This window comes from Deinococcus aquatilis DSM 23025 (genome assembly GCF_000378445.1).
Classification (GTDB): Bacteria; Deinococcota; Deinococci; order Deinococcales; family Deinococcaceae; genus Deinococcus; species Deinococcus aquatilis.
In genome coordinates this window covers 1-24,031 of the sequence record NZ_KB899755.1, presented here as the reverse complement: position 1 = coordinate 24,031, position 24,031 = coordinate 1, and the positions used below count along the sequence as shown (strand labels likewise).

39 protein-coding genes are annotated in these 24,031 nt (G+C 60.9%); 37 read left to right on the top strand and 2 right to left on the bottom strand.

All coding sequences use genetic code 11. The features are described 5' to 3' along the window. From F561_RS0121830 to F561_RS0121670, 33 genes are all read left to right on the top strand, one after another. A partial coding sequence (locus tag F561_RS0121830; protein ID WP_019010091.1) for an EF-Tu C-terminal domain-related protein occupies positions 1-419 on the top strand: 419 nt, incomplete at its 5' end. 3 nt (positions 420-422) lie between these two features. Continuing rightward, positions 423-746: a 30S ribosomal protein S10 gene (gene rpsJ, locus F561_RS0121825; RefSeq protein WP_014685998.1), complete on the top strand. Its 324-nt coding sequence runs from the start codon at positions 423-425 to the stop codon at positions 744-746. Beyond that, complete coding sequence (gene rplC, locus F561_RS0121820; protein WP_019012098.1) at positions 743-1,366, top strand: 50S ribosomal protein L3; 624 nt, start codon at positions 743-745, stop codon at positions 1,364-1,366. The genes rpsJ and rplC overlap by 4 nt, the downstream gene beginning before the upstream one ends. 1 nt (position 1,367) lies before the next feature. Further along, positions 1,368-1,985, top strand: a complete 618-nt coding sequence (gene rplD / locus F561_RS0121815) for a 50S ribosomal protein L4 (RefSeq protein WP_019012097.1) — start codon at positions 1,368-1,370, stop codon at positions 1,983-1,985. Beyond that, positions 1,982-2,269 (top strand): 50S ribosomal protein L23, encoded by a 288-nt coding sequence (locus tag F561_RS0121810; RefSeq protein WP_019012096.1) that lies wholly within the window; start codon positions 1,982-1,984, stop codon positions 2,267-2,269. Before rplD ends, F561_RS0121810 begins: the two co-directional genes overlap by 4 nt. Before the next feature lie 13 nt (positions 2,270-2,282). Next, complete coding sequence (rplB, locus tag F561_RS0121805; RefSeq protein WP_019012095.1) at positions 2,283-3,116, top strand: 50S ribosomal protein L2; 834 nt, start codon at positions 2,283-2,285, stop codon at positions 3,114-3,116. Positions 3,117-3,128: 12 nt separating this feature from the next. Continuing rightward, positions 3,129-3,416 (top strand): 30S ribosomal protein S19, encoded by a 288-nt coding sequence (rpsS, locus tag F561_RS0121800; protein ID WP_019012094.1) that lies wholly within the window; start codon positions 3,129-3,131, stop codon positions 3,414-3,416. Then, positions 3,413-3,853, top strand: a complete 441-nt coding sequence (rplV, locus tag F561_RS0121795; RefSeq protein WP_019012093.1) for a 50S ribosomal protein L22 — start codon at positions 3,413-3,415, stop codon at positions 3,851-3,853. The genes rpsS and rplV overlap by 4 nt, the downstream gene beginning before the upstream one ends. Continuing rightward, on the top strand, positions 3,853-4,596 hold the full coding sequence (rpsC, locus tag F561_RS0121790; RefSeq protein ID WP_019012092.1) for a 30S ribosomal protein S3: 744 nt from the start codon (positions 3,853-3,855) through the stop codon (positions 4,594-4,596). The genes rplV and rpsC overlap by 1 nt, the downstream gene beginning before the upstream one ends. Next, positions 4,596-5,021: a 50S ribosomal protein L16 gene (rplP, locus tag F561_RS0121785; RefSeq protein WP_026299136.1), complete on the top strand. Its 426-nt coding sequence runs from the start codon at positions 4,596-4,598 to the stop codon at positions 5,019-5,021. The genes rpsC and rplP overlap by 1 nt, the downstream gene beginning before the upstream one ends. Then, complete coding sequence (gene rpmC, locus F561_RS0121780) at positions 5,008-5,214, top strand: 50S ribosomal protein L29 (protein ID WP_019012090.1); 207 nt, start codon at positions 5,008-5,010, stop codon at positions 5,212-5,214. Before rplP ends, rpmC begins: the two co-directional genes overlap by 14 nt. Beyond that, positions 5,211-5,495, top strand: a complete 285-nt coding sequence (gene rpsQ, locus F561_RS0121775) for a 30S ribosomal protein S17 (RefSeq protein WP_019012089.1) — start codon at positions 5,211-5,213, stop codon at positions 5,493-5,495. The genes rpmC and rpsQ overlap by 4 nt, the downstream gene beginning before the upstream one ends. Next, positions 5,492-5,896 carry a 50S ribosomal protein L14 gene (gene rplN / locus F561_RS0121770; protein WP_012693995.1) on the top strand — a complete coding sequence of 135 codons (405 nt, stop codon included), beginning with the start codon at positions 5,492-5,494 and terminating at the stop codon, positions 5,894-5,896. Before rpsQ ends, rplN begins: the two co-directional genes overlap by 4 nt. Continuing rightward, positions 5,896-6,243 (top strand): 50S ribosomal protein L24, encoded by a 348-nt coding sequence (gene rplX, locus F561_RS0121765; RefSeq protein ID WP_019012088.1) that lies wholly within the window; start codon positions 5,896-5,898, stop codon positions 6,241-6,243. Before rplN ends, rplX begins: the two co-directional genes overlap by 1 nt. Before the next feature lie 81 nt (positions 6,244-6,324). Next, positions 6,325-6,864 carry a 50S ribosomal protein L5 gene (rplE, locus tag F561_RS0121760; protein ID WP_019012087.1) on the top strand — a complete coding sequence of 180 codons (540 nt, stop codon included), beginning with the start codon at positions 6,325-6,327 and terminating at the stop codon, positions 6,862-6,864. 34 nt (positions 6,865-6,898) lie between these two features. Continuing rightward, the gene (locus F561_RS0121755) at positions 6,899-7,084 is read left to right on the top strand and encodes a type Z 30S ribosomal protein S14 (protein WP_019012086.1); all 186 of its coding nucleotides are present in this window, start codon (positions 6,899-6,901) and stop codon (positions 7,082-7,084) included. A 274-nt stretch (positions 7,085-7,358) separates the two neighbouring features. Then, the gene (gene rpsH / locus F561_RS0121750) at positions 7,359-7,760 is read left to right on the top strand and encodes a 30S ribosomal protein S8 (protein ID WP_019012085.1); all 402 of its coding nucleotides are present in this window, start codon (positions 7,359-7,361) and stop codon (positions 7,758-7,760) included. Positions 7,761-7,876: 116 nt separating this feature from the next. Beyond that, the gene (rplF, locus tag F561_RS0121745; protein ID WP_019012084.1) at positions 7,877-8,434 is read left to right on the top strand and encodes a 50S ribosomal protein L6; all 558 of its coding nucleotides are present in this window, start codon (positions 7,877-7,879) and stop codon (positions 8,432-8,434) included. Continuing rightward, complete coding sequence (rplR, locus tag F561_RS0121740) at positions 8,434-8,772, top strand: 50S ribosomal protein L18 (protein ID WP_019012083.1); 339 nt, start codon at positions 8,434-8,436, stop codon at positions 8,770-8,772. Before rplF ends, rplR begins: the two co-directional genes overlap by 1 nt. Beyond that, positions 8,762-9,292 carry a 30S ribosomal protein S5 gene (gene rpsE, locus F561_RS0121735; protein ID WP_026299135.1) on the top strand — a complete coding sequence of 177 codons (531 nt, stop codon included), beginning with the start codon at positions 8,762-8,764 and terminating at the stop codon, positions 9,290-9,292. The genes rplR and rpsE overlap by 11 nt, the downstream gene beginning before the upstream one ends. Before the next feature lie 8 nt (positions 9,293-9,300). Next, on the top strand, positions 9,301-9,468 hold the full coding sequence (gene rpmD, locus F561_RS0121730; protein WP_026299134.1) for a 50S ribosomal protein L30: 168 nt from the start codon (positions 9,301-9,303) through the stop codon (positions 9,466-9,468). Continuing rightward, a complete protein-coding gene (gene rplO, locus F561_RS0121725; protein WP_019012080.1) occupies positions 9,465-9,938 on the top strand; it encodes a 50S ribosomal protein L15 in 474 nt (157 codons plus the stop codon). Before rpmD ends, rplO begins: the two co-directional genes overlap by 4 nt. Then, complete coding sequence (secY, locus tag F561_RS0121720; protein ID WP_019012079.1) at positions 9,939-11,264, top strand: preprotein translocase subunit SecY; 1,326 nt, start codon at positions 9,939-9,941, stop codon at positions 11,262-11,264. A gap of 157 nt (positions 11,265-11,421) precedes the next feature. Then, on the top strand, positions 11,422-11,997 hold the full coding sequence (locus F561_RS0121715) for an adenylate kinase (protein ID WP_026299133.1): 576 nt from the start codon (positions 11,422-11,424) through the stop codon (positions 11,995-11,997). A gap of 244 nt (positions 11,998-12,241) precedes the next feature. Next, positions 12,242-13,921 (top strand): M20/M25/M40 family metallo-hydrolase, encoded by a 1,680-nt coding sequence (locus F561_RS0121710; RefSeq protein ID WP_026299132.1) that lies wholly within the window; start codon positions 12,242-12,244, stop codon positions 13,919-13,921. A gap of 156 nt (positions 13,922-14,077) precedes the next feature. After that, the gene (gene infA / locus F561_RS0121705) at positions 14,078-14,320 is read left to right on the top strand and encodes a translation initiation factor IF-1 (protein ID WP_019012076.1); all 243 of its coding nucleotides are present in this window, start codon (positions 14,078-14,080) and stop codon (positions 14,318-14,320) included. A 219-nt stretch (positions 14,321-14,539) separates the two neighbouring features. After that, on the top strand, positions 14,540-14,653 hold the full coding sequence (gene rpmJ / locus F561_RS0121700) for a 50S ribosomal protein L36 (RefSeq protein WP_019012075.1): 114 nt from the start codon (positions 14,540-14,542) through the stop codon (positions 14,651-14,653). Continuing rightward, a complete protein-coding gene (rpsM, locus tag F561_RS0121695; RefSeq protein ID WP_019012074.1) occupies positions 14,653-15,033 on the top strand; it encodes a 30S ribosomal protein S13 in 381 nt (126 codons plus the stop codon). The genes rpmJ and rpsM overlap by 1 nt, the downstream gene beginning before the upstream one ends. Positions 15,034-15,039: 6 nt before the next feature. Further along, entirely contained in the window at positions 15,040-15,435 is a 396-nt protein-coding gene (gene rpsK / locus F561_RS0121690; RefSeq protein WP_019012073.1) for a 30S ribosomal protein S11, read from the top strand. A 139-nt stretch (positions 15,436-15,574) separates the two neighbouring features. Further along, positions 15,575-16,192 (top strand): 30S ribosomal protein S4, encoded by a 618-nt coding sequence (gene rpsD, locus F561_RS0121685; RefSeq protein ID WP_019012072.1) that lies wholly within the window; start codon positions 15,575-15,577, stop codon positions 16,190-16,192. Positions 16,193-16,205: 13 nt separating this feature from the next. Continuing rightward, complete coding sequence (locus F561_RS0121680) at positions 16,206-17,207, top strand: DNA-directed RNA polymerase subunit alpha (protein ID WP_019012071.1); 1,002 nt, start codon at positions 16,206-16,208, stop codon at positions 17,205-17,207. A gap of 52 nt (positions 17,208-17,259) precedes the next feature. Beyond that, on the top strand, positions 17,260-17,610 hold the full coding sequence (gene rplQ, locus F561_RS0121675) for a 50S ribosomal protein L17 (RefSeq protein ID WP_019012070.1): 351 nt from the start codon (positions 17,260-17,262) through the stop codon (positions 17,608-17,610). Positions 17,611-17,697: 87 nt separating this feature from the next. Further along, positions 17,698-18,270, top strand: a complete 573-nt coding sequence (locus F561_RS0121670) for an RBBP9/YdeN family alpha/beta hydrolase (protein ID WP_019012069.1) — start codon at positions 17,698-17,700, stop codon at positions 18,268-18,270. Between the two features lie 106 nt (positions 18,271-18,376). Here the strand turns inward: F561_RS0121670 and trxA are convergent, their stop codons facing one another. Continuing rightward, the gene (gene trxA, locus F561_RS26390; RefSeq protein WP_019012068.1) at positions 18,377-18,736 is read right to left on the bottom strand and encodes a thioredoxin; all 360 of its coding nucleotides are present in this window, start codon (positions 18,734-18,736) and stop codon (positions 18,377-18,379) included. 111 nt (positions 18,737-18,847) lie between these two features. Between trxA and F561_RS0121660 the strand changes: the two genes are divergently transcribed. The 4 genes from F561_RS0121660 (at position 18,848) to F561_RS0121645 (ending at position 22,437) form a co-directional block, all read left to right on the top strand. Beyond that, the gene (locus tag F561_RS0121660; protein WP_019012067.1) at positions 18,848-19,192 is read left to right on the top strand and encodes a DUF309 domain-containing protein; all 345 of its coding nucleotides are present in this window, start codon (positions 18,848-18,850) and stop codon (positions 19,190-19,192) included. Between the two features lie 292 nt (positions 19,193-19,484). Beyond that, positions 19,485-20,084 (top strand): LabA-like NYN domain-containing protein, encoded by a 600-nt coding sequence (locus tag F561_RS0121655; protein WP_040381588.1) that lies wholly within the window; start codon positions 19,485-19,487, stop codon positions 20,082-20,084. Beyond that, positions 20,074-21,108, top strand: a complete 1,035-nt coding sequence (plsX, locus tag F561_RS0121650; RefSeq protein WP_019012065.1) for a phosphate acyltransferase PlsX — start codon at positions 20,074-20,076, stop codon at positions 21,106-21,108. Before F561_RS0121655 ends, plsX begins: the two co-directional genes overlap by 11 nt. A gap of 144 nt (positions 21,109-21,252) precedes the next feature. Then, positions 21,253-22,437: a mechanosensitive ion channel family protein gene (locus F561_RS0121645; RefSeq protein ID WP_019012064.1), complete on the top strand. Its 1,185-nt coding sequence runs from the start codon at positions 21,253-21,255 to the stop codon at positions 22,435-22,437. A 145-nt stretch (positions 22,438-22,582) separates the two neighbouring features. Here the strand turns inward: F561_RS0121645 and ftsH are convergent. Further along, a partial coding sequence (gene ftsH / locus F561_RS26385; RefSeq protein WP_019012063.1) for an ATP-dependent zinc metalloprotease FtsH occupies positions 22,583-24,031 on the bottom strand: 1,449 nt, incomplete at its 5' end.

The following is a 24,031-nucleotide window of genomic DNA, read 5'->3' as shown; positions in this document are numbered from 1 at the left end:
TGACGGGAATCGAAATGCACCGCAAGTTGCTGGATTCGGGCATGGCGGGCGACAACGTGGGCGTGCTGCTGCGTGGCGTGGCGCGTGACGATGTCGAGCGTGGTCAGGTGCTGGCCAAGCCCGGCAGCATCAAGCCGCACACCAAGTTCGAAGCGAGCGTGTACATCCTGTCCAAGGACGAGGGTGGACGTCATAGCGCGTTCTTCGGGGGCTACCGTCCTCAGTTCTACTTCCGCACGACGGACGTGACGGGCGTGGTGGAACTGGCCGAAGGCGTGGAAATGGTGATGCCCGGCGATAACGTGACGTTTGTGGTCGAGCTGATCAAGCCCATCGCCATGGAAGAAGGCCTGCGCTTCGCCATCCGCGAAGGTGGCCGCACCGTCGGCGCTGGCGTCGTCGCCAAGGTCCTGGAGTAAGTCATGGTCGCCCCGAAGATTCGTATCAAACTGCGTGGTTTCGACCACAAGGCGCTGGACCAGTCTGCGAGCAAGATCGTGGACACGGTCCGGCGTACCGGGGCGGATGTCAGCGGACCTGTGCCGCTGCCTACCCGCATCCGCCGCTTCTGCGTGCTGCGCTCGCCCTTCGTGAACAAGGACAGCCGCGAGCACTTTGAGATCCGCACGCACAACCGTCTGGTGGACATCATGAACCCCACCAAAAAGACGATTGACAGCCTGATGACCCTCGACCTGCCGACCGGCGTCGACATCGAGATCAAGACCGTGGGTGGCCGCGCATGACCAAGGGCATCCTCGGTACCAAGATCGGCATGACCCAGATCTGGAAGGGCGACCGCGCCGTTCCGGTGACGGTGGTGCTGGCTGGCCCCTGCCCCGTCGTGCAGCGCAAGACCGCGCAGCGTGACGGCTATGAGGCCGTGCAGATCGGCTTTGCGCCCAAGAGCGAAAAGCGCGTCAACCGCCCCGCCGCAGGTCACTTCAAGAAGGCCGGGGTCAGCCCCGTGCGCTTCCTGCGTGAATTCCGCGACTTCAACCCCGACGGCGACACCATCAACGTAGATATTTTCGCTGAAGGCGAGAAGATCGACGCGACGGGCACCAGCAAGGGTAAAGGCTTCCAGGGCGTCATGAAGCGCTGGAACTTTAAGGGTGGTCCGGCCAGCCACGGTTCCAAAAAGTGGCACCGTCGCCCCGGCTCCATCGGCCAGCGCAAAACGCCCGGCCGTGTGTACAAGGGCAAGAAAATGGCGGGCCACATGGGGATGGAGCGCATCACCGTGCAAAACCTCGAAGTGGTCGAAGTGCGTGCCAGTGAGAACATCATCCTCGTGAAGGGCGCAGTGCCCGGTGCGAACGGTGGACTCGTGGTTCTGCGCCAAGCCGCCAAGGGAGGCAAGTAACGTGGCGCAGATCAACGTGATCGGTCAGAACGGGGGTCGCACCATTGACCTCGACCTGCCCGAAGTCAATGTCAACATCTTGCACGATGTGGTGACCTGGCAGCTTGCCAGCCGCCGCCGTGGCACGGCCAGCACCAAAACCCGTGCTCAGGTCAGCGCGACCGGCAAGAAGATGTACGGCCAGAAGGGCACCGGCAACGCCCGTCACGGCGACCGTGGCGTTCCGACCTTCGTGGGCGGCGGCACGGCCTTCGGCCCCAAGCCCCGCAGCTACAGCTACACCCTGCCCCGCAAGGTACGTCAGTTGGGCCTCGCAATGGCCCTCGCTGACCGTCAGGAAACTGGCAAGTTGTTGGCCGTGGACGGCTTCAACCTGGACGGCAAGACCAAGAGCTTCGTTTCTTGGGCCGCCCAGAACGGTCTCGACGGAACCGAGCGCGTATTGCTCGTGACCGACGACGCGCAGGCCCGTCAGGGCGCTCGCAACGTGCCCTGGGCTACCGTGATGCCTGTCGCTGGCCTCAACGCCTACGACATCCTGCGTCATGACCGTCTGATCATCGATGCCGTCGCTCTGGAACCTGCCCACGAAGAAATGGAAGAAGAGGTAGCCCAGTGAACCACTACGACATCCTGAAGCAGCCTGTGGTCAGCGAGAAAGCCTACGCGGGCATGGAGCGCGGCGTGTACACGTTCTGGGTGACCCCTTCGGCCACCAAGACCGAGATCAAGGCCGCCGTACAGAGCGTGTTTGGCGTCAAGGTCGTGGGCATCAGCACCATGAACGTGACCGGCAAGCGCAAGCGTGTGGGCAAGTTTATCGGGCACCGTGCAGACCGCAAGAAGGCCATCGTGCGCCTCGCGGACGGCCAGAAGATCGACGCGCTCGAGAGCCAGATCTAAGGAGACGTTGAATATGGCCGTCAAGAAATACCGTCCCTATACCCCGTCGCGTCGCCAGATGACGACGGCAGACTTCAGCGGACTGACCAAGAAGCGCCCCGAAAAGGCACTCACCGAAGCCCTCCCCAAAACCGGTGGACGTAACAACCGTGGACGCATCACCAGCCGTTTCATCGGCGGCGGACACAAGCGCCTCTACCGCATCATCGACTTCAAGCGCCGCGACAAGTCGGGCGTGAACGCCAAGGTCGCCTCCATCGAGTACGATCCCAACCGCAGCGCCCGCATCGCTCTGTTGGCCTACGCCGACGGCGAAAAGCGTTACATCCTTGCTCCCGAAGGTCTGGCCGTTGGCATGACCGTGGGCACTGGCCCCGAAGCCGAACCCAAGGTCGGCAACGCGCTGCCCCTGCGCTTCGTGCCTGTGGGTGCCGTTGTACACGCCGTGGAACTCGTGCCTGGTAAAGGCGCACAGTTGGCCCGCAGCGCCGGAACCAGCATTCAGTTGCAGGGTAAAGAAAGCGAGTACGTCATCTTGCGTCTGCCCAGCGGTGAACTCCGCCGCGTGCATACCGAGTGCTACGCCACCATCGGCGCAGTCGGCAATGCCGAGCACAAGAACATCAACCTCGGTAAAGCCGGACGCAGCCGCTGGCTTGGCCGCAAGCCTCACCAACGAGGCAGCGCCATGAACCCGGTGGATCACCCACACGGCGGTGGTGAAGGCCGTACTGGTGCAGGCCGCCAGCCGGTAAGCCCTTGGGGTCAACTTGCTAAGGGTCTGAAGACCCGTCGCAAGCGCAAGGTCAGCGACCGCTTTATCATCACCCGCCGCGGCGGGAAGTAAGGAGGGTAGAACATGCCCCGTAGCCTGAAGAAAGGGCCGTTCGTGGATGACCACCTCCTGAAAAAGGTGGACGCCCAGAACGACCGCAAGGAAAAACGCGTCATCAAGACGTGGAGCCGCCGCAGCACCATCGTTCCCGAAATGATCGGTCACACCATTGCTGTGCACAACGGCAAGCAGCATGTGCCCGTGTTCGTGAACGAGCAGATGATCGGCCATAAACTCGGTGAATTCTCGCCCACCCGCAGCTACCGCGGCCACGGCGCAGACAAGAACACCAAGGGGAGCAAGAAGAAATGAGCGCTCCTAGTGCCCCCGAACAGACCTTCCGCAACAAGAAAGAGCGCAAGCAGAACGTCAAGCTGCGTACTCCCGGCAAGGCCATCGCCCGTTACGTGCGCATGAGCCCCCGTAAAGTGCGTCTGGTGGTCGACGTGATCCGCGGCAAGAGCGTACGCGATGCCGAAGACCTGTTGCGCTTTATCCCCCGCGCCGCCAGCGAGCCGGTTGCCAAGGTGCTCAACAGCGCCAAGGCCAACGCCCTGCACAACGACGACATGCTCGAAGAGCGTCTGGTTATCACGGCGGCTTACGTCGATGTGGGCCCGACCCTCAAGCGCCTGATTCCCCGTGCCCGTGGTAGCGCCAACATCCTGAAAAAGCGCACCAGCCACATCACCATCATCGTGGGCGAGCGGGTCGCCACGGTTCGTAACACCGGGAAGGGGAACAAGTAATGGGTAACAAGATTAACCCGAACGGCTTTCGCCTCGGTATTACCCGTGGATGGAACAGCCGCTGGTACGCGGGCAAGAAGCAGTACGCCAAGTTGCTGAAAGAAGACGAGAAGATTCGTAACCTCGTCAACAAGAAGCTGGCCGCTGCCGGAATCGCCCGCATCGAAATCGAGCGTGCCGGTCAGCAGGTCAACGTGATCATCAGCGCTGCCAAGCCTGGCATCGTGATCGGTAAGGGCGGCGACTCCATCAAGGGTCTGCGCGGCGACATCGAGAAATTGGTGTCTGCTGGAACCGTGGCCGTCAACGTCGCGGAAATCCCCAACCCCAACATCAGTGCGCCTCTGGTGGCCCTGCGTATCGCCGAGCAGATCGAGCGCCGCTTCGCCTTCCGCCGCGCCATGAAGCAGGCCGCGCAGCGCGTGATGGAATCGGGCGCCCGTGGCGTCAAGATCATCCTGTCAGGCCGTCTGGGCGGAGCCGAGCAGGCCCGTACGGAAAAAGTGTTGGAAGGCCGCGTGCCCCTGCACACCCTGCGTGCCGATATCGACTACGGCACCGCGCTGGCCCGCACCACCTACGGCATCCTGGGCATCAAAGTCCTAGTGTTCAACGGTGAAGTCATCGGTGGCCGCACGGAAACGTTGGCCCGTCCCCCCCGCCGCGATGATCGCCGCCCCGAAGGCGGAGACCGTCCCCGCACGAACCGCCGCCGTCCTACCGCGCGGCGCGGAGGTGAGTGATGCTTCTCCCGAAGCGCACCAAGTACCGTAAGCAGCACCGCGGCCGGATGACCGGTGACGCCAAGGGCGGCGACTACGTTGCCTTCGGCGACTACGGCCTGATCGCCCTCGAAGCTGCATGGGTTCGTTCCAACCAGATCGAAGCCTGCCGTATCGTGATGAGCCGTCACTTCCGCCGTGGGGGCAAGATCTACATCCGTATCTTCCCCGACAAGCCCGTGACCAAGAAGCCCGCCGAAACCCGAATGGGTAAAGGTAAGGGTGCCGTGGAATTCTGGGTCAGCGTCGTGAAGCCGGGCCGCGTGATGTTCGAGGTTTCGGGCGTGACCGAAGAGCAGGCCAAGGAAGCCTTCCGTTTGGCCGGACACAAGCTGCCCATCCAGACCAAGATGGTCAAGCGCGAGGTTTACGATGAAGCCCAGTGAGATGCGTAGTTTGCAGGCTGCCGATTTCAAAAAAGAAATCGATGCCCGCAAGAAAGAATTGATGGAGCTGCGCTTTCAGGCGGCCATGGGCACTCTGGCCCAGCCTCACCGCGTTACGCAACTCCGCCGCGAAGTCGCTCAGCTGAACACCATTCGTGGTGAACTCGGCAGCGCCGCTGGAGAGCAGAAATGAAAAAGACCTTCACAGGCGTCGTGGTGAGCGACAAGGCCGACAAGACCGTGAGCGTCAAGGTCGAGCGCCGTTTCGCCCACCCCCTGTACGGCAAGATCGTGACCCGCAGCCATAAATACGCTGCCCACGACGAAGCCAACGAATACAAGACTGGGGACCGCGTCGAGATTATCGCCGTGCGTCCTATCTCCAAGACCAAAACTTGGAAGGTCACCAAGCTGATCGAGCGTCCCCGCGGCATCGAAACCACGGCTGTGGAAACTGAAGGCGGTAACGCATGATCATGCCTCAATCCCGCCTTGACGTGGCGGACAACAGCGGCGCACGCGAAATCATGTGCATCCGCGTGCTGAACAGCGGCATCGGTGGCAAAGGTCTGACGACGGGCGGCGGCGGTAACAAGCGCTACGCCCACGTCGGTGACATCATCGTCGCCAGCGTGAAAGACGCCGCGCCCCGCGGTGCTGTGAAAGCCGGTGACGTGGTGAAAGCCGTCGTCGTGCGTACCAGCCACGCCATCAAGCGTGCCGACGGCAGCACCATCCGTTTCGACAAGAACGCCGCCGTCATCATCAACAATCAGGGCGAGCCTCGCGGCACCCGCGTCTTCGGGCCAGTGGCCCGCGAGCTGCGTGACCGCCGCTTCATGAAAATCGTGTCGCTCGCTCCGGAGGTCTTGTAATGCCTCTTCCTAGCGCAGGCTCTCACCACAACGACAAGCTGCACGTGAAAAAGGGTGACACCGTCATCGTGCTGCGCGGCAAGGACAAGGGCCAGACTGGTAAAGTCCTGCTCGCCTTGCCCCGTGATGCCAAAGTTGTGGTCGAAGGCGTCAACATGGTCACTAAGCACGTGAAACCCAGCGCCAGCAGCCCCCAGGGCGGCATCGAAAAGCGCGAAGGTGCAGTTCACGCCAGCAAAGTGGCTCTCGTTGATCCCGAAACCGGCAAGGCCACCCGCATCCGCAAGCAGATCGTGGACGGCAAGAAAGTCCGCGTCGCTGTCGGTAGCGGCAAAGTCATCGACTGAATCTCAGGGTCACGCGCCCAATGCGTGACCTGGGCGGCTCTTACGTTATCTAACAGTATCGCCCGAACCCCGTGAGGCAGCATGCAGACCCTGAAAGGCAAGTACAACGAGCAAGTCCGGCCCGCGCTGGTGCAGCAATTTGGATATTCATCCATCATGGCTGCGCCCCGTATCGAAAAGATCGTGATTAACGAGGGCCTCGGCGCTTCCAAGGAAGACAGTAAGGCCATCGACAAAGCTGCCAAGGAATTGGCACTGATCACCCTTCAGAAGCCCATCATCACCAAGGCCAAGAAGAGCATCTCCAACTTCAAACTCCGTCAGGGCATGCCCGTCGGTGTGAAGGTCACGCTGCGCGGCGAGCGTATGTACGTGTTCCTGGAGAAGCTGATCAACATCGGCCTGCCCCGCATCCGTGATTTCCGTGGAATCAACCCCAACGCGTTCGACGGACGTGGCAACTACAACCTCGGCATCAAGGAACAGCTGATCTTCCCCGAGATCACTTATGATATGGTGGACCGGGTGCGCGGTATGGACATCACTATCGTGACCACCGCGAAGACCGACGAGGAAGCCCGCGCACTGCTTCAGGCGATGGGTCTCCCGTTCCGGAAATAACCGGTTAATCAGTCTCCGGTAAATAAGGAAGTATATGGCGAACACCTCTAAAGTTGTGAAGGCAGAGCGCGGCATGAAATTTGCCGTGCAAAACTACAACCGCTGCTCCCGCTGTGGCCGTGCCCGCAGCTACTACCGGTTCTTCGGCCTGTGCCGCATTTGCATCCGCGAATTGGCACACAAAGGCGAATTGCCGGGCGTTAAAAAGAGCAGCTGGTAAGATCTCGCCCTCTGGTGTGGCTCCGGCCAGCCAGGATGCGAACCTTGTAGGCCCCACCCGGATACGAACCGCCCGCCCCAAAGGCTGAAAGGCACCACAGGGCATTTGGGCGGTGATCGTCTGGGACTGGGATATGACCCAACAGAAGAAGCGGTAAGGCGCTCCGTTTGGATGCCAAACCCAATTTTCAAGGGAAGACTCGGCCCGCCATCAGACAGGTGACGGGCCACCCGCCGGGGCCTCTGTGCCTTGCATACGCCCCCGGAGGAAAAACATGCTGAGTGATCCTATCGCCGACATGCTCACGCGCATTCGCAACGCGACGCGCACGTTCAAAGAGACCGTGGACATCCCGGCCTCTAAGTTCAAAGAAGAGCTTGCCAAGTTGCTCGTCAAGGAAGGCTACGTTGCTTCTGTCGAGCGTACCCGTCCTGAAGGCCAAAAGTTTGATGTCTTGCGCGTGACCCTGAAATACGGCCACAAGCGTGAGCAGGTCATCAAGCACATCGAGCGCATCAGCCGTCCTGGTCGCCGTGCGTACGTGAGCGCCGACAGCCTGCCCCGCATCCAGCGCGGCCTTGGTGTGGCTATCGTGTCCACAAGCAAAGGTCTGCTGCCTGACCGCGAAGCCCGTAAACAGGGAATCGGCGGCGAAGTTATCTGCGTGCTCTGGTAAACGCTTCGGCGTCTGCCAATTCAACTGATTTCTTGCTGTTTCCGCTGTACTGACCGCCCTATCCCTGACCACGGAGCCACGCACCAGCCCACCGGCTCTGCATTTAAGGAGACAAGATGTCCCGTATCGGTAAACAACCTATCGCCGTACCCAACGGCGTCACCGCGAGCACAGCCAATGGCGTGTTCAAGGTCAAGGGTCCCAAAGGCGAACTTAGCGTTCCCTTCAACCAAGACCTCACCATCAAGCACGAAGACGGCACCTTGCTCGTCGAGCGTCCCAGCGATGCTCAGCGTCACCGCGCCCTTCACGGCCTGACCCGTACGCTGGTCGCCAACGCTGTCAAAGGCGTGAGCGACGGCTTTACCATCAACCTCGAACTGCGTGGCGTGGGTTACCGTGCCAAGCTGAACGGCAAGGTTCTGGAACTGGCTATCGGCTACAGCCACCCCGTCATCATCGATCCTCCTGCTGGCGTGACTTTTGCGGTGCCTGAACCCACCAAGATCGACGTGAGCGGAATCGACAAGCAACTGGTCGGCCAGGTGGCCGCCAATGTCCGCAAGGTTCGCAAGCCCGACGCCTATCACGGCAAGGGTGTGCGTTTCGTTGGCGAGCAAATTGCCCTGAAGGCCGGTAAAGCCGGTGCGACGGGCGGGAAAGGGAAGAAATAATGGCGACCCAGACCACCATCCGCCGCAAGCTCCGCGCCCGCCGCAAGGTGCGCGTTGCCGCTGGCGAGCGCCCACGCCTCAGCGTGTTCCGCTCCAGCAAGCATATCTACGCCCAAATTATCGATGATGCCAGTGGCACCACGTTGGCTTCGGCCAGCAGCAGCGCCCTCAAGACTGGCACCAAAACCGACACCGCCGCCGCAGTGGGCAAGGCCCTGGCCGAAGCCGCGACCGCCAAGGGTGTCAAGCAGGTTGTGTTCGACCGTGGTCAGTACCGCTACCACGGACGTGTGAAGGCGCTCGCAGACGCAGCGCGGGAGGGTGGCCTTGACTTTTAATCGTCGCAATGACCGCGAACGCGAAACCAGCGAATTCGAAGAGAAGATGCTGTTCGTGAACCGCACGTCCAAAACCTACCAGGGTGGACGCCGCTTCCGCTTCGCCGCACTCGTGATCCTCGGTGACCGTAACGGTCGCGTGGGCATGGGCATCGGCAAGGCCAAGGAAGTGCCCGTGGCGATCGAGAAAGCCAAAGCGATTGCCCGCAAGAACATGATCACCGTCCCTGTCGAAAACGGAACCATTCCGCACGACATCGTCGGTGTGAACTCGACCAGCCGCGTGCTGCTGAAACCCGCAGGCCCCGGTACGGGCGTCATCGCGGGCACCGTGCCCCGTTCGATTGCCGAACTGGCCGGGATCACCAACATGCTCTCGAAGGAACTTGGAAGCCGGAACCGAATCAACGTGGCGTATGCCGTGTTTGACGGCTTCAAGAACCTGCGTACTGCCAAGCAAGTTCGCGCCCTGCGCGGCGAGCCTGCCGCAGCCGCGCAACCCGCCGGAGGTGCTCAATAATGGCATCCATCAAGATCACTCTGAAGAGCAGCGTGATTGGCCGCCGCGCCAGTCAGGTCGCTACCGTGAAGGCGTTGGGTCTCCGTAAAATTGGCGATACCCGCGTCCTCAACGATTCGCCCGCCATTCGCGGCATGGTCAAGACTGTGCAGCACATGCTGGAGGTAGAAGGGTGAAGCTCCACGAACTGAAGCCCTCCGAGGGGAGCCGCAAGAACCGCAAGCGGGTAGGACGCGGCCCCGGCGGCACTGACAAGACTGCCGGACGCGGTCACAAGGGTCAGAAGTCGCGCAGCGGCGCTGGTAAGGGTTCCTTCTTCGAAGGTGGCCGCAGCACCCTGATCAGCCGTCTGCCCAAGCGCGGATTCAATAACGTCGGCACCACCTACGAAATCGTGAAACTCTCGCACCTCGAGGCAACTGGCATGGACGTGCTGGACCGCGAAGCGCTGGAATTGACCGGTCTGGTGCGCCGCAAGAACTGGCCTGTGAAGTTGCTCTCCAGTGGCGAACTGACCCGCGCCGTAACGGTGTATGTGGACGCTGCTAGCGCCGCAGCTATTGCAGCTGTGGAAGCAGCTGGCGGCAAGGTCATCTTGCCTGAAGTGAAGGGCAGCGACAACCAAAACGACGAGAAGGCGGGCTAAATGCTCCGCGCCTTCCGCGACGCGTTCCGGATTCCGGACCTTCGGCGGAAGATTGTCTTCACCCTGCTGCTGCTGGCGGTCTACCGCTTGGGAAGCACCATTCCCACTCCCGGCGTCAACACCGCAGCGCTCGAATCGGCCACCTCAGGTGGCCTTTTCGGGTTAATCAGCCTGATTTCGGGCGGCAATCTTTCGCAGTTCTCGATTTTTGCGCTGGGCGTGCTGCCTTACATCACGGCCAGTATCGTGATTCAGCTGCTGACCACCACTGTGCCTGCTCTGGAAAAGCTCAGTAAAGAGGGCGAAGAAGGGCGCAAGAAGATCAACCAGTTCACCCGCTACGCCGCTGTCGGGCTGGGTACGGCGCAGGCGCTGTTCTTCTCTCTGTTCATCACCAGCAATCCAGCTTATGTGGCTGTGGGATGGGACCCCGGCATCTTCACGACTGTGGTGATGGTGCTGACGCAGGTGGCCGGTATCGCCTTTACCATGTGGATTGGCGAGCGTATCACCGAAGTTGGTGTGGGCAACGGCATCAGCTTGATCATCACTTCGGGCATCATCGCCAACTACCCACGTGAAATTGCGGCCACCGGTCAACTGCTCAATACCGAGCAGACCAGTGTGGTCCGAATTCTGGTCTTCGTGGCTGTTATTCTGGTCACTATCGCCGGAATCGTGTATGTCTATCAGGGTGAACGCCGTGTACCGGTGACCTATGCCCGTGCGCGGGGCGGAGCACCGACTGGCGCAGTACGGAATATGGGTGGACAGGCCACCTGGCTGCCTATCAAGGTCAACCAGGCGGGCGTGATTCCGGTCATTTTCGCCAGCGCCATGTTGATCATTCCCAACCTGATTGCTACAGCGACGGCGACACGTGCGCCCGCTGTGAACGCCTGGATTCAGTCGAATCTGGTGTTTGGTCAGCCCCTGTATCTGGCCCTAGAGGGACTGCTGATTTTCGGCTTCACTTACCTCTACAACAGTGTGCAGTTTGATCCCAAGCGTATCAGTGAGCAGTTGCGCGAGGCGGGAGGGTTCATTCCGGGTGTCCGGCCCGGTACGCCCACCGCCGAATTCCTGGGCGGAATCAGTGGCCGCCTGAGCCTGTGGGGCGCAGTCTTCCTGGTCATCCTGACTATTTTGCCCCAGATCGTGCAGCGGGCCACGGGCATCACCACCTTCCAGTTCTCGGGCACAGGTCTGCTGATCATCGTGGGTGTGGCGCTCGAAACCCTCAAGCAACTGGAAGCCCAACTGACGGTTCGCCGTTACGACGGATTCATTACCAAAGGCCGGATTCGCGGCAGACTCAACAACTGATCTCAATTCTTGTAAGGCCGCTCGCCCTCGTCTGGGTGGGCGGTTTTTCTGTGTGCACCCTCGTTTTTCGTCACCTGTCTGGGAACACTTCTGATCAGGCCCGCTGCATAGGTGCCCAGTTCACCTTATGCTGTACACCCAAAGAAGGGGGACTACGTTGACCACATCCAAAAACAAAGTCGTGATTTTTCTCGGCCCGCCCGGTGCAGGTAAAGGCACGCAGGCCGAGCGCCTCGCCCACGAGCAGCAACTCGTCAAGATCAGTACCGGAGATATTCTGCGCGACCACGTGGAGCGCGGCACCGAACTGGGGCAGCAGGCCGGTCCACTGATGAAGGCTGGAAAATTGGTGCCTGATGATCTGTTGATGGCCCTGATCCGTGATCGCCTCGCCAGCATGGACAGCGTCCGGGTTATCTTCGATGGTTTTCCCCGCACCACCGCACAGGCGCAGGAACTCGACATGTTGCTTGAGGAGTTGGGGGCACCCATCAGCGCCGTGCCTCTGCTGGAAGTTCCCGACGACCTGCTGATTGCCCGGATCGTGGAGCGCGGCAAGACCAGTGGCCGCGACGACGATACCGAAGCGGTAGCCCGCGAACGCCAGAACGTGTACCGCGAGCAGACCCGCCCCCTGATTGACTATTACGCGGCGCGGGGCCACCTGAAAACAGTGGACGGCGTGGGCACGATGGACGAGGTCTACAGCCGGATTTCCAGCACGCTGAACTGAGGTTCGGCATTGCCGTGACGTTTTACAGGAGAGAGGTAACTCAGGCGGATTTGGGAGCAGTTTCCCTGATCCGCCTGTTCGCCGTCTATTGCCTCCTGATATGACCAAAAAGTTCAGTCAATGGGTGCTAGAAGAAACTGGTACCGAGCCTTAAACTAAGCTTCATGTTGCACTCAGGGTTGCTTGTAGGTGTCGGTCAGCCATCGAACAGTTTGCGGGGCTGGCCCAACAGTGGGGTGATCACATGACTGCCCCTCTGCCTACATCAACGGTGCAGGGCGATTGGTTTGCCCGCGCCCGCGAACTGGCGCTGCTGCTGACCAGTTGGCCCAGTGTGACCGGGCAACCCGGAGAGACGGCCTTCGCGGGCCTGCTGGAAGCCGAGCTGAGGCGTTGGCCGATCTTTGCCGCTCACCCAGAGAACGTGTGGCTGGGCCGCGCCCGTTCCGGCCATGACGCCTGGAATATATATGCGTTGGTGGAAGGTCAGGGCACGCAAACCGTGCTGCTGGCAGGCCATTACGATACGGTCAGCACCGACGATTACGGCGTGTGGCAACCGCTGGCCGGAGAAACCGAAGCGCTGCTGGAGGCAATGCGGGAAACGCTGGAGGTACAGTCAGTCACCCGTGGTCTGGAGGCACAGGAGCGGTTGGCCCTCGCTGATCTTCAGTCGGGTGACTTCCTGCCCGGACGTGGTCTGCTGGACATGAAAGGCGGTCTGGCAGCAGGATTGGCTGTACTGGAGCACTACAGCAGATTGCCGCTGGAGCAGCGTCCCGGCAATCTGCTGTTTGTGGCGACTCCAGACGAAGAAGGCCGTTCCAGCGGAGCGCGGGCGGTGGCCCATGATCTGCCCGACATTGCCGCCCGCCGCAACCTACAACTGGTGGCAGGCCTGAATCTGGATGCCACCGCTGATGTGGGGAGTGGAGAAGAGGGGAGAGCGGCGTATCTCGGCACTGTGGGCAAGGTGCTGCTGTCGGCGTTGGTGGTGGGCTGCCCGACGCACGCGGCCTACCCCTTCGACGGCGTGAGCGCCAGTCTGATGGCTGCCGAATTGCTGCGCCGGGTGGAAGCCAACCCAGAACTGGCTGACCGCTCGGAACAGGGCGAAGCCGCGGCGCCCGCCTGTCTGGAACTGCGCGACAGCCGTACTCAGTACGACGTGACCACCCCCGCCTGGATCTGGTGTGCCTTCAACGTCCTGACTGTGCAGCGCCAGCCAAGTGAGGTTCTGGCCCTGTTCCGCAGTCTGGCGGAAGAGGTCGCGGCCTCGTCACAGGCCGAATTTGCACGGCGGGCAGCGGGGGCAGGCAGCCTGAATGCTGCGCGACTGACGGTGCAGCGTCCCAGCGTCTTGACGTTCGGCGAACTGCGCGCCCTGGCCGACGCCAGAGTGGGAGCCGAAGCTGTGCGGCTGCGGATCGAATCGACCCTCTCTGGCCCTGATCCCCTGCGGGCCAGCCGCGAAGTGACGGTGGCACTGATGGGCTTGGCCGGACTGGACGGCCCCGCCGTTATCCTCGGTTTTGGGGCGCTGCATTACCCACATACTCACCTGGGCGATCAAGCAGCCGATAGGATTCTGAAGGCGGCTGTAGGACGCCACGCACAGGATCTGGCGCAGGAAACGGGCCTGAGTCTACGGGTACGCGGTCACTTCGCCGGAATCTCCGATATGAGCTTTCTGGGACAGGCGGCCAATCTGCCCGAACAGGATTGTCTGCGCGAGCAGACGCCGCATCCGGCCCACGTTGATCCCGTACCCGCCGATGCCCTGGAATTCCCCATCGTCAATATCGGCCCCTGGGGACGCGACTATCATCAGCGGTTGGAGCGTATTCACGCGCCGTACAGCTTTCAGACTGTTCCGGAATTGCTGTGGCGCGTCATGCAGGATGTGTTGCAAGCTGCCAGATAGGTCTTTTTCGCCGCCGAGTGCCCTGGTGTCCAAATCTGATGGACACCCGCAGCAATCCTGATTTTAATCTCTCTTTATCCTTGCTGACCGTTCCCAGGTGTGATACCTTTACGTTTGGCTTGCATCAAGCCTGGAGGTTGCGTGGCAAGACGAAAAATGCCGGAACAGCGGGAAAAGCGTAAGAAGGAAGAGTCCGATACCGTTCGGGCCGAGGGCGTCGTGGAGGAGGCTTTGCCGAACACCACGTTCCGCGTGAAGCTGGACACTGGACACGACCTGCTGGCGTACATCAGCGGTAAAATGCGAATTCACTACATCCGTATTTTGCCCGGAGACCGTGTGGTTCTGGAAATCAGCCCCTACGACACCAGCCGTGGGCGCATCGTCTACCGCAAATAACGCCCCGAAGCTCCGGCTTCAGGCGGAATTTGTGGAGGCGCAGTTGCAGTTTGGGTCTCGGCCTCGGCCACAGGCACATGCTGAGAGCGGCGCACGCGTAGGTTCAGGGGTTTGTTGCCCAATTAGATTCTCTGTTTCTGCCAGCGTGCAGGCCAGAGGGTCGAGCGCAGCTAAGCAGCCATCAGGATGGATGGCGGTTCGGCGGCGCGAGGAGGAAGCATGAAAGTTCGCAGCAGTGTCAAGAAAATGTGCGACAACTGCAAGGTGATCCGCCGCCACGGGCGCGTGTTGGTCATCTGCACCAATGTCAAGCACAAGCAGAGGCAAGGCTAATGGCCCGTATTGCAGGCGTCGACCTTCCCCGCGAAAAGCGGATCGAAATCGGTCTGACCTACATCTACGGCATTGGCCTGACCCGCGCCAAGGAAGTTCTGGCCCGTACCGGCATCAGCCCCGATACCCGCGTCAAGAACCTGACCGAAGCCGAGCAGTCCACCCTGCGTGAAGCCGTCGAGAAGACCTACAAGGTCGAAGGCGACCTCCGCAGCGAAGTGGGCCAGAACATCAAGCGTCTGATGGACATCGGCGCTTACCGTGGTCTGCGTCACCGCCGTGGCCTGCCCGTGCGCGGCCAGCGCACCAAGACGAATGCTCGTACCCGTAAGGGCCCGCGCAAAACGGTCGCCGGTAAGAAGAAAGCGGCGAGGAAGTAATAAGCCATGGCAAAATCCACCAAAGGCAAGACCCCCCGTCGCGCTCGCCGCAACATCAGCGCAGGCCGCGCTTATGTCCACGCGAGCTACAACAACACCATCGTCACCATCACTGACCTCGAAGGCAACTCTGTCGCGTGGTCCAGTGGCGGCACGATCGGCTACAAGGGCAGCAAGAAGGGCACCCCCTACGCTGCCCAGCTCGCCGCCGCCGACGCCGTGAAGAAGGCCCAACAGACCTTCGGCATGAACATCGTTGACGTGATCGTGCGTGGCAGCGGCTCCGGCCGTGAACAGGCCATCCGCGCGATTCAGGCCAGTGGTATCGAAGTGAAGTCCATCATGGACGACACCCCCGTGCCGCACAACGGCTGCCGCCCCAAGAAAAAGCACCGCGCTTAAAGCACACGCGCGCGCCCACCTGCCCCGTTTCCACCTCGGCCTTTGAGCCGGGAAAGCCGCACCACCGGCAAGGAAACGGGCACCAGAGGGCCGCAGACCCGGTCAGCCTACAGGGCCAGACCGCTAAGGAGTTCGTAACATGGGTCGTTTCCGTGGTTCCATTACCAAACAGAGCCGCCGCGAAGGAATTAACCTCGCGGAGACTGAAAAAGTTCAGAAGTATCTGGACAAGCGTCCTTACGGCCCCGGCCAGCACGGTCAGCGCCGCAAGGGTCGCCCCAGCGACTACTCCATCCGCCTGCGCGAAAAGCAGAAGCTGGCGCGTCTGTACGGCATGGGCGAGAAGCAGTTCCGCAACCTCTTTGAGGAAGCGGCCAACGTGCCCGGCGTGACCGGTACGGTGTTCCTGCAGTTGCTGGAGCGCCGCCTCGACAACGTCGTCTTCCGCATGGGCTTCGCCAGCACCCGCCGTCAGGCCCGTCAATTTGTGGGTCACGGTCACATTTTCGTGAACGGCAAGAAGGTCGACATCGCCTCTTACCGCGTCAAAATCGGTGACGAAATCACCATCGGTGAGAAGAGCCGCCAGATCGGTTTCATTCAGGAAAACATGGAAGCGCAGAAGCGCCGCCGTGTCAGCCCCTGGGTCGAGCTGAATCCTGAAACGTTCACTGGCACGTTCTCCCGTTTGCCCGCCCGAGAAGATCTCGCGCTGCCAATCAACGAGAACTTCATCATCGAGTACTACTCGCGTTAACACGGAGGCCCCAGTGGATCAGAAGCGCCCTCAACTCAAAGCCCGCGTGGACGGCGATTACGGCGAATTTGTCCTAGAGCCGCTCACGCGCGGTTACGGCGTCACCATCGGGAATCCTGTCCGCCGCATCCTGATGTCTTCGATCCCCGGTACCGCTGTCACCAGCGTGTACATCGAAGACGTCCTCCACGAATTCAGCACGATTCCTGGCGTCAAAGAAGACGTCATTCAGCTGATTCTGAACCTCAAGGAAATGGTCGTGCGTTTTCATACCCCCGGTCCCAAGACCCTGACGCTGCGTGCGCAGGGTGAAGGGATCGTGCGGGCCAGCGCCTTCGAGGTTCCGAGCGACGCCGAAATCGTCAACCCCGACCTGCACATCGCCACCCTTGCCGAAGACGGCAAACTGGTGATGGAAGTTCGTGTGGAAGAAGGCGAAGGATATGTGCCAGCCGACAAGCACGCCACCAAAGACCGCATCAACTCTATTCCCGTTGACGCGATGTTCTCTCCGGTGCGCCGTGTGGCTTATCACGTGGAAAACACCCGCGTGGGACAGCAGACCGACCTTGACCGCCTGATTATCCGGGTCTGGACGGACGGCAGTACTACGCCGCAAGAAGCGCTCGACAAGGCTGTCGAGATCCTCCGTGATGAACTGACAGTGTTCGGCAACGTCGAGACGCTCCCGGCCCTCGCGCCGGAAGTGCAGACGCCTGTGTACACGCCTGCCGCGCCCGCCGCGCCCAGCGTGTATGACCTGCCCCGTCAGCCTGAACTGAGCATCAACCCTCAGCCTTATCCCGCCGATCTCGACACGCCCCGCGTGACCCTCGAAGGCCTGGGCCTCACCACCCGCGTCCTGCACTCTTTGAAAGAAGAAGGCATCGACAGCGTGGACGCCCTGTGCGCCCTCTCCGACCGCGACCTCAAAAAGGTTCCCGGTATCGGTGAGCGCAGCCTCGACGAGATCAAACAGCAGCTTGCCCAGTTTGGCCTCGCACTCCGAGACTGAATCCAGCAGACTTATTCCAGGTGGCAACGCCTGATTCCTAAGGAGAATTCCCATGCGTCACGGTAGAAGTGGCCGCAAGCTCAACCGCAACAGCAGCGCCCGTACCGCTTTGGCCCGCGCCCAAGCCACGGCACTGCTGCGTGAAGGCCGTATCCAAACGACCCTCACGAAAGCCAAAGAGCTTCGTCCTTACGTTGAGAAGCTGATTACCACCGCCAAAGGTGGCGACCTGCACGCCCGCCGTCTGGTGGCCCGCGACATCCACGATAACGCCGTGGTTCGTAAGGTCATGGACGAAGTGGCTCCCAAGTACGCCGAGCGTCCCGGCGGCTATACGCGCATCCTCCGCATCGGCACCCGCCGTGGCGACGGTGTGACGATGGCCCTGATCGAACTCGTCTAAAGCTCTGCACAGTTCAAAACTTGCAAACGCTCCCTGCCTTGTGCGGGGAGTTTTTTCTTTGTCCTCTGCCTCTGCTACCCTTGCGCCATGACCCCAACCCTGATCATTGTTCCTGGCCTTGGCGACAGTGGGCCGCAGCACTGGCAAACGCTGTGGGAAACCAAATTTGGTGCGGCCCGCGTGGTGCAAGATGACTGGGAAGACCCCACGCCTGAAGGCTGGTCGGCGCGGCTCCAGGAAACCATAGACTCCACTCCCGGCGACCTTGTTCTGGCGGGCCATTCCTGCGGCGTGCTGACCATCGTGCATTGGGCGGCGCTGTACGGCGGCCATGAGCGGGTGCGTGGGGCATTGCTGGTGGCCCCCACCGACGCCGAGCAACCCGGAATGCTGGAGACCGACCCGGTGGTGTGCCAGATGGCCCCAGTGCCGATGCAGCCGCTTCCTTTTCCGGCCCTGGTCATTGCCAGCGAAAACGACCCGTATGCCAGCATGGACCGCGCCACCGAATTTGCGCAGGCGTGGGAAGCCGAGTTGGTATCGGCGGGCGAGGCGGGACACATCAACGTTGCCAGCGGGCACGGTGAATGGGAAGAGGGAGAGATTTTGCTGGGAGAGGCGCTGCACGCCTGGACACCGCCGGACGTGGTGCGTTTCTGAGTGGGTAGGTCTGAAGGACTTCCTCTCCCACCCTTGGACCCAGCACCCCCAAATTGGACAACAAAAAACCGCCCCCAACTTGGAGGCGGTTCAGACAGAACGTGCTTTAGTTGGCGGAAACGGTTTCGGCGGCAGCGGGCACCTGAGCGGTGACGGCGTACTTGTCGAGCAGGGCTTCAAAGGCACGCTTGGGCTGTGCGCCGACCACGCCTTCTACCGGCTGACCGTCCTTGAACAGGATCAGCGTGGGGATGCTCATCACGCGGTACTGACCCTGAACCATAGGGTTGTCATCCACGTTCAGCTTGCCTATCTTGACGCGGCCTTCGTACTGTCCAGCCAGTTCTTCGATAACTGGGGCGATGATACGGCAGGGGCCACACCAGGGTGCCCAGAAATCGACAAGGGTCAGACCTTCGCTGATTTCGGCGGTAAAATTGCTGTCAGAGAGTTCTACAGGCTTCATAAAATAAAGTATACGCCTGAGCATACTGGGCAGATAGGCAGCGTATGGGGATAAGGCTAACCGACTGTTCATTGCTCAGTCATACGCTGTAATCGGCCTTACTGTTGGACCATGAATGCTACTGAAGTGGGGGGTTGGCAGGAAGGAATCACGCTGTTCAATGCAGGCCACTGGTGGGAAGCGCATGAAGCGTGGGAAGAAGTGTGGCTGCAGGCAACGGGCGATGAGCGAGCCTGCCTCTCTGCTCTGATTTTGCTGGCAGCGGCCTTACATAAGCGCTGGCATCACGGCAGTCTGGCCCACCGCAATTTTATCAAGGCCGAAAAGTATTTAGACGCCTTACCGGAACAGTACGCTGGACTCGATTTGACTGAGTTGCGGGCCGATGTCTGGGCGGCGCTTCAGGCTTCTGACATAGATCAGGCGCGTCCACAGCTTCAGCGTGGCGTGAACTGACCCGTAGGCCTGCTTTTCTTTTGTTGGGTACGTTATCTTAAGTAGGTCGGAGTTAATCTTTAGATTAACCGAGCAGAGCGAGACCCAAAAAAGGACGTTGCACTGGGAATGGACTCGCAGATCTACAGTGCAGGGCAGTTCCGGTGATGTCCTGGAAAACACAATATTAAGTGCAACGTCCTTAACTGGAACGCGCCAAAGCTCACCTCTATTTCTGGCGGAACATTCAATTTTCAGGGTCAGATTCAGCAGCACCGATTCGATGGAGGCAAGGCAGATGGAAGGAATTCAAATGGAACGAATTGCATTATTTATTGACGGTGCAAACGTGTATGCGGCGGCCAAACGCCTGGGCTGGAACTTTGACCACCGCAAGATCCTGGAGCATTTTGCAGGGTACGGCGTGTTGTACAACGCCTTTTATTACACGGCTGTACCGCTTCCCATGGACGATAAACAAAAACGCTTTATAGATGCGCTGACATACATGGGGTACACGGTACGTACCCGTCCACTGCGTGAAAATACAGATGAACACGGCGATACACACAGACGGGCCAGTCTTGATATTGAAATCGTGACCGATCTTCTGACGACTTCCGAGCGCTTCGATACTGCAGTGCTGCTGACGGGTGACGGTGACTTTGAACGCCCAGTAGAGGTGCTGCGGGCGCGAGGTAAGCGCGTGGTAGTTGCTAGTATTCCCGAGATGACCAGCTATGAACTTCGTAATGCCGCCGATGGTTACGTGGATTTTAAGGATATTCGCGAGCAGGTGGAGCGTCCCGGCTACCGTCTGCCCAGCGAAGGCGGCAGAGGCACAGAAACACGCGGCACCGAGGCCCGGCCCTTTTACACGTCAGCGGCGCTGACTGATGCGGATGACCGCTAAAGCGGAGTCTCCTGACGCCCAAGCCGCCTTACCCATTGCGCTGGACGCAGTGGGCGGCGATTTTGGTGCATTGCCGAATGTCGAGGGCGCGGTGCTGGCGGCCCGTGCGGGCGTGTCGGTGCTGTTGGTGGGCGACCGCGTCAAGCTGCACGCCGAACTGGGCAAATATGCGGGCAGCGCCAGCCTGCCTCTGGAGGTCGTGGACGCCCCCGATGTCATCGGGATGGATGAACACGCCAGCGACGTGCGGAGCCGCACTGAGGCCAGCATCAACGTGTGTACCCGTCTGGTGAAGGACGGAAAGGCCGCCGCCGCCGTCAGCATGGGCCACAGCGGGGCAACGATGGCAAGCGCTCTGCTGACCCTGGGCCGCATCAAGGGTGTAGACCGGCCCGCCATCCTGACCCATCTCCCGGCCAAATCCGGCTTTACCACGCTGCTGGATGCCGGAGCCAACGCCGACGTGAAAGCGCAGTATCTGGCGCAGTGGGCACGGCTGGCCAGTGTTTATCTCCATGTGGTGGAAGACAAACATAATCCCACGGTGGGCCTCCTGAGCATTGGCGAGGAGGATCACAAGGGCAGTGCGCTGGTGCTGGAAACCCACGCCCTGCTGCGCGATATGCACGGCAAGACCCTGAACTTTCACGGCAACATCGAAGGCCGCGACATCTTTCTGGGAAGCACCGACATCGTGGTGACCGATGGATTTACCGGAAACGTGGTGCTGAAACTGGCCGAGGGAGAAGCCAAGGTGCTGTTCGGGTGGGTCCGCGAGGCCCTGGGCAGCACCCTGAAAAGCAAGTTGGGCGGCCTGTTGGTGCGCGGCGCACTGCGCGGGCTGGCCGAACGGATGGACCCCAGCACCTACGGGGCCAGCATTCTGGTCGGCGTGCGCGGGCTGGCCTTTATCGGGCACGGCAGCGCCGATGCCAGAGCCGTCAAGAACGCCCTCCTGAGGGCCGCACGTGCCCACGAAGCCCAACTGATTCCCAAGCTGGAAGCGGCATTCGCACAGAAGTAGCTACCCAGTGAGTAGCTGCCCAGTGCAAAGAACGTGTCAGCCAAGAACGCTCTGTTTCTGCCCAGCACACGAACTTTGGGGCGCGGCAAGGTCAAGAGGCTGCATTGGCCTGCATCACTCACCTACCTATGAGAGATTGAGCGGATGCTGGATACTTTAGCCATTCAACTGTCCAAGCCGCAGGTGTGGTTGGGCTTAACACTCACAGCACTCACGGCTTACGCTCTGTACCGCTTTGGGCGCATTCTGCTGCGGGCGCTCGAAGCCCATATCGACCGCCGTTTGATTGTGGTGCTCAATGGGCTGTGGCTGCTGATCTGCGCGGTGGGTTGGCTGGCGGTGGCAACACACGTCGCTTACCTGCCCTCGGTGCCGTTCCTGTTTGATCTGGGGCAAGACATTATGGGCGGCTTCCGCAACAGTGCGGGGCAGGCGGTGGTCGTGCTGGCGCTGGCGCTGATCTCCTGGAATCTGATCGGCACACTGTCGGCGCGGATCGTGGCAGAAGAAGAATTCAACCGCCGCAGCGTACGGATTCAGACTCTGAAAGGCGTGGTCGAAAGCTCGCTGAAAGCTGTGGTGGTGGTCATTGGTTTGATCGCAGGGCTGCAGACGCTGGGGGTGAACGCCACCGGCCTTCTGGCGGGCGTGTCGGTGCTGGGGTTGGCTGTCGGCTTCGGCGCTCAGAGCCTGATCAAAGACGTGTTCACGGGCTTTTTTATTCTTCTGGAAGACCAGTACGGTATTGGCGATGTGATCACGGTCAATACCGGCCTGCTCTCGGGCAACGTGGAGCGGCTGAATCTGCGCGTGACGGCCCTGCGGGCGCTTGACGGCACGGTGCATATCATTCCCAACGGCCAGATTCTGACGGTCAGTGTCAGCAGCAAAGACTGGAGCCGCGTGGTGGCGACTGTCAACGTGACCTACGCCGCCAATATCAACGACGCTCTGCGCGTGCTGGAAGCCGTAAGCAACGAAATCTATAATGATCCCGACTGGAGGCCCTTTTTTCTGGAAGCCCCGGAAATGCAGGGCGTCACCCAACTTGCACCCGATAGCGTGACCTTGCGGGCGCTGTACAAGGTGCAGCCCAAAAGCCAGTACGCCATTGGGCGCGAGTACAACCGCCGAATCAAAATCGCCATGGATCAGGCCGGAATCGAGATTCCCTTTCCGCAGCGTTCGCTGAATTTTGGTGGATCGCCCATAGAAATCAAGATCACCCGTGACGATCTGGCCCCCGATCCGCGCACCAGTCAGGACCGCACCCACGCGCCCAGCAAGCCCAGTGTGACGCGTGACCCGGAGGACGATGACGAAACCTGAATACGCCTTCCCGTCCTGAAGCCTGGGCCATGAAGAGCGTCCCTGACTCTTGAGGATCACCTGTCGGCAGGGTGAGTACACAGGAGTCTGCCGCGAGGAGTCAATCTCTCGCGGCAGCCTCCTTTTCTGAATTTTGAGATGGTGCTCAGGCAGGCAGGGGAGAGCCGCCGCCCGCCAACGGGAGAGGTGCGGGGAGGTCGTCCAGCAGACCTCCCGCCAGCAGGGTGCTGAATTCCTCGCCGCTGAGGGTCTCGCGCCGGATGAGAACCGTCACGATTTCGTGGATGGCGGCCAGATGCTCCTGCACCAGATCCAGTACGCGGGCATAGGCGGTATCGATCAGGGCGCGTACCTCTTCATCTACGGCAAAAGCGGTGGCCTCGCTGATGGGCATGGCCTGAGAACCGCCGCCCAGAAAGTTACCGTCATCGCTGGCAAGGGCCACTTTGCCGATCCGGGCCGACATGCCCCATTCCGTGACCATTCGGCGGGCAATGTTGGTGGCCTGCTGAAAGTCGTTCTGTGCCCCGGTGGTGACTTCGCCGTAGATGACCTCTTCGGCGGCGCGGCCCGCCAACGCCACCGCAATCATGTCCTCCAGCGCTGGGCGCGTGACGTGCAGGCGGTCATCGGCGTCGGGCATCATGTAGCCCGCTGCACGGCCACGCGGTACCACGGTCAGTTTGGCGACCCGGTTGGCGTGCGGCAATAGTTGGGCAGCGAGGGCATGTCCGACTTCGTGGTAGGCCGTCACCTTGCGGTCGGCTTCCCGGACCACCAGCGAGCGGCGTTCCGGCCCCATCAAGACCCGGTCCCGTGCCTCATCCACATCCCGCCCCGTAATCCGCGTCCGGCCTTCCCGCGCCGCCAACAGCGCCGCTTCGTTCAGCAGGTTCTCCAGATCTGCCCCCACCATCCCCGCCGTTCTGCGGGCCACCAGTGCCAGATCCACACTGGCATCCAGCGGCTTTTTACGGGCATGAATTCGCAGCACCATTTCCCGGCCCCGCACATCCGGCGCGTCCACCACCACCTGACGGTCAAAACGCCCCGGACGCAGCAACGCCGCATCCAACACATCGGGTCTATTGGTGGCCGCCAGAATGATCACTTCCTGTCCACTGCCGAAGCCGTCCATCTCCACCAAGAGTTGATTGAGGGTCTGTTCGCGTTCGTCGTTGCCGCCCTGCAAACTCACGCCGCGTTTGCGGCCCACCGCGTCGATTTCATCGATAAAGACGATGCAGGGCGCACTTTTGCGGGCCTGCTCGAACAGGTCACGGACGCGGGCGGCCCCGACGCCGACGAACATCTCGACGAAATCGGAACCGGAGATGGAGTAATAGGGAACTTTGGCTTCTCCAGCGACAGCTTTGGCGAGCAGGGTTTTGCCGCTGCCGGGAGGGCCGACGAGCAGGACGCCGTGGGGAATGCGGGCGCCGAGTTGGTGGTAACGCTCGGGGTGGCGCAGGAATTCGACGACTTCCTGCAGGTCCTGCTTGGCTTCGTCGCAGCCCGCGACATCGGCGAAGGTCTGCTTGATCTGGCCTTCAGCGATCACCGCCGCCTTCGACTTCCCAAACTGGCTCGCGGC

Bases quoted from the DNA above. Each gene is read 5' to 3' on its own strand.
- plsX (WP_019012065.1), top strand. From the start codon at position 20,074: ATGACCGCTAAAGCGGAGTCTCCTGACGCCCAAGCCGCCTTACCCATT.
- rpsK (WP_019012073.1), top strand. From the start codon at position 15,040: ATGGCAAAATCCACCAAAGGCAAGACCCCCCGTCGCGCTCGCCGCAAC.
- rplC (WP_019012098.1), top strand. From the start codon at position 743: ATGACCAAGGGCATCCTCGGTACCAAGATCGGCATGACCCAGATCTGG.
- rplB (WP_019012095.1), top strand. From the start codon at position 2,283: ATGGCCGTCAAGAAATACCGTCCCTATACCCCGTCGCGTCGCCAGATG.
- rplV (WP_019012093.1), top strand. From the start codon at position 3,413: ATGAGCGCTCCTAGTGCCCCCGAACAGACCTTCCGCAACAAGAAAGAG.
- F561_RS0121755 (WP_019012086.1), top strand. From the start codon at position 6,899: ATGGCGAACACCTCTAAAGTTGTGAAGGCAGAGCGCGGCATGAAATTT.
- secY (WP_019012079.1), top strand. From the start codon at position 9,939: ATGCTCCGCGCCTTCCGCGACGCGTTCCGGATTCCGGACCTTCGGCGG.
- F561_RS0121670 (WP_019012069.1), top strand. From the start codon at position 17,698: ATGACCCCAACCCTGATCATTGTTCCTGGCCTTGGCGACAGTGGGCCG.
- infA (WP_019012076.1), top strand. From the start codon at position 14,078: ATGCCGGAACAGCGGGAAAAGCGTAAGAAGGAAGAGTCCGATACCGTT.
- rplF (WP_019012084.1), top strand. From the start codon at position 7,877: ATGTCCCGTATCGGTAAACAACCTATCGCCGTACCCAACGGCGTCACC.
- F561_RS0121645 (WP_019012064.1), top strand. From the start codon at position 21,253: ATGCTGGATACTTTAGCCATTCAACTGTCCAAGCCGCAGGTGTGGTTG.
- rpsS (WP_019012094.1), top strand. From the start codon at position 3,129: ATGCCCCGTAGCCTGAAGAAAGGGCCGTTCGTGGATGACCACCTCCTG.
- rplR (WP_019012083.1), top strand. From the start codon at position 8,434: ATGGCGACCCAGACCACCATCCGCCGCAAGCTCCGCGCCCGCCGCAAG.
- rplN (WP_012693995.1), top strand. From the start codon at position 5,492: ATGATCATGCCTCAATCCCGCCTTGACGTGGCGGACAACAGCGGCGCA.
- rpsH (WP_019012085.1), top strand. From the start codon at position 7,359: ATGCTGAGTGATCCTATCGCCGACATGCTCACGCGCATTCGCAACGCG.
- rplP (WP_026299136.1), top strand. From the start codon at position 4,596: ATGCTTCTCCCGAAGCGCACCAAGTACCGTAAGCAGCACCGCGGCCGG.
- rpsC (WP_019012092.1), top strand. From the start codon at position 3,853: ATGGGTAACAAGATTAACCCGAACGGCTTTCGCCTCGGTATTACCCGT.
- rpsJ (WP_014685998.1), top strand. From the start codon at position 423: ATGGTCGCCCCGAAGATTCGTATCAAACTGCGTGGTTTCGACCACAAG.
- F561_RS0121655 (WP_040381588.1), top strand. From the start codon at position 19,485: ATGGAACGAATTGCATTATTTATTGACGGTGCAAACGTGTATGCGGCG.
- rplQ (WP_019012070.1), top strand. From the start codon at position 17,260: ATGCGTCACGGTAGAAGTGGCCGCAAGCTCAACCGCAACAGCAGCGCC.
- F561_RS0121710 (WP_026299132.1), top strand. From the start codon at position 12,242: ATGACTGCCCCTCTGCCTACATCAACGGTGCAGGGCGATTGGTTTGCC.
- rplE (WP_019012087.1), top strand. From the start codon at position 6,325: ATGCAGACCCTGAAAGGCAAGTACAACGAGCAAGTCCGGCCCGCGCTG.
- rpmJ (WP_019012075.1), top strand. From the start codon at position 14,540: ATGAAAGTTCGCAGCAGTGTCAAGAAAATGTGCGACAACTGCAAGGTG.
- rpsQ (WP_019012089.1), top strand. From the start codon at position 5,211: ATGAAAAAGACCTTCACAGGCGTCGTGGTGAGCGACAAGGCCGACAAG.
- rpsD (WP_019012072.1), top strand. From the start codon at position 15,575: ATGGGTCGTTTCCGTGGTTCCATTACCAAACAGAGCCGCCGCGAAGGA.
- rplX (WP_019012088.1), top strand. From the start codon at position 5,896: ATGCCTCTTCCTAGCGCAGGCTCTCACCACAACGACAAGCTGCACGTG.
- rpmC (WP_019012090.1), top strand. From the start codon at position 5,008: ATGAAGCCCAGTGAGATGCGTAGTTTGCAGGCTGCCGATTTCAAAAAA.
- trxA (WP_019012068.1), bottom strand. From the start codon at position 18,736: ATGAAGCCTGTAGAACTCTCTGACAGCAATTTTACCGCCGAAATCAGC.
- F561_RS0121660 (WP_019012067.1), top strand. From the start codon at position 18,848: ATGAATGCTACTGAAGTGGGGGGTTGGCAGGAAGGAATCACGCTGTTC.
- rpsM (WP_019012074.1), top strand. From the start codon at position 14,653: ATGGCCCGTATTGCAGGCGTCGACCTTCCCCGCGAAAAGCGGATCGAA.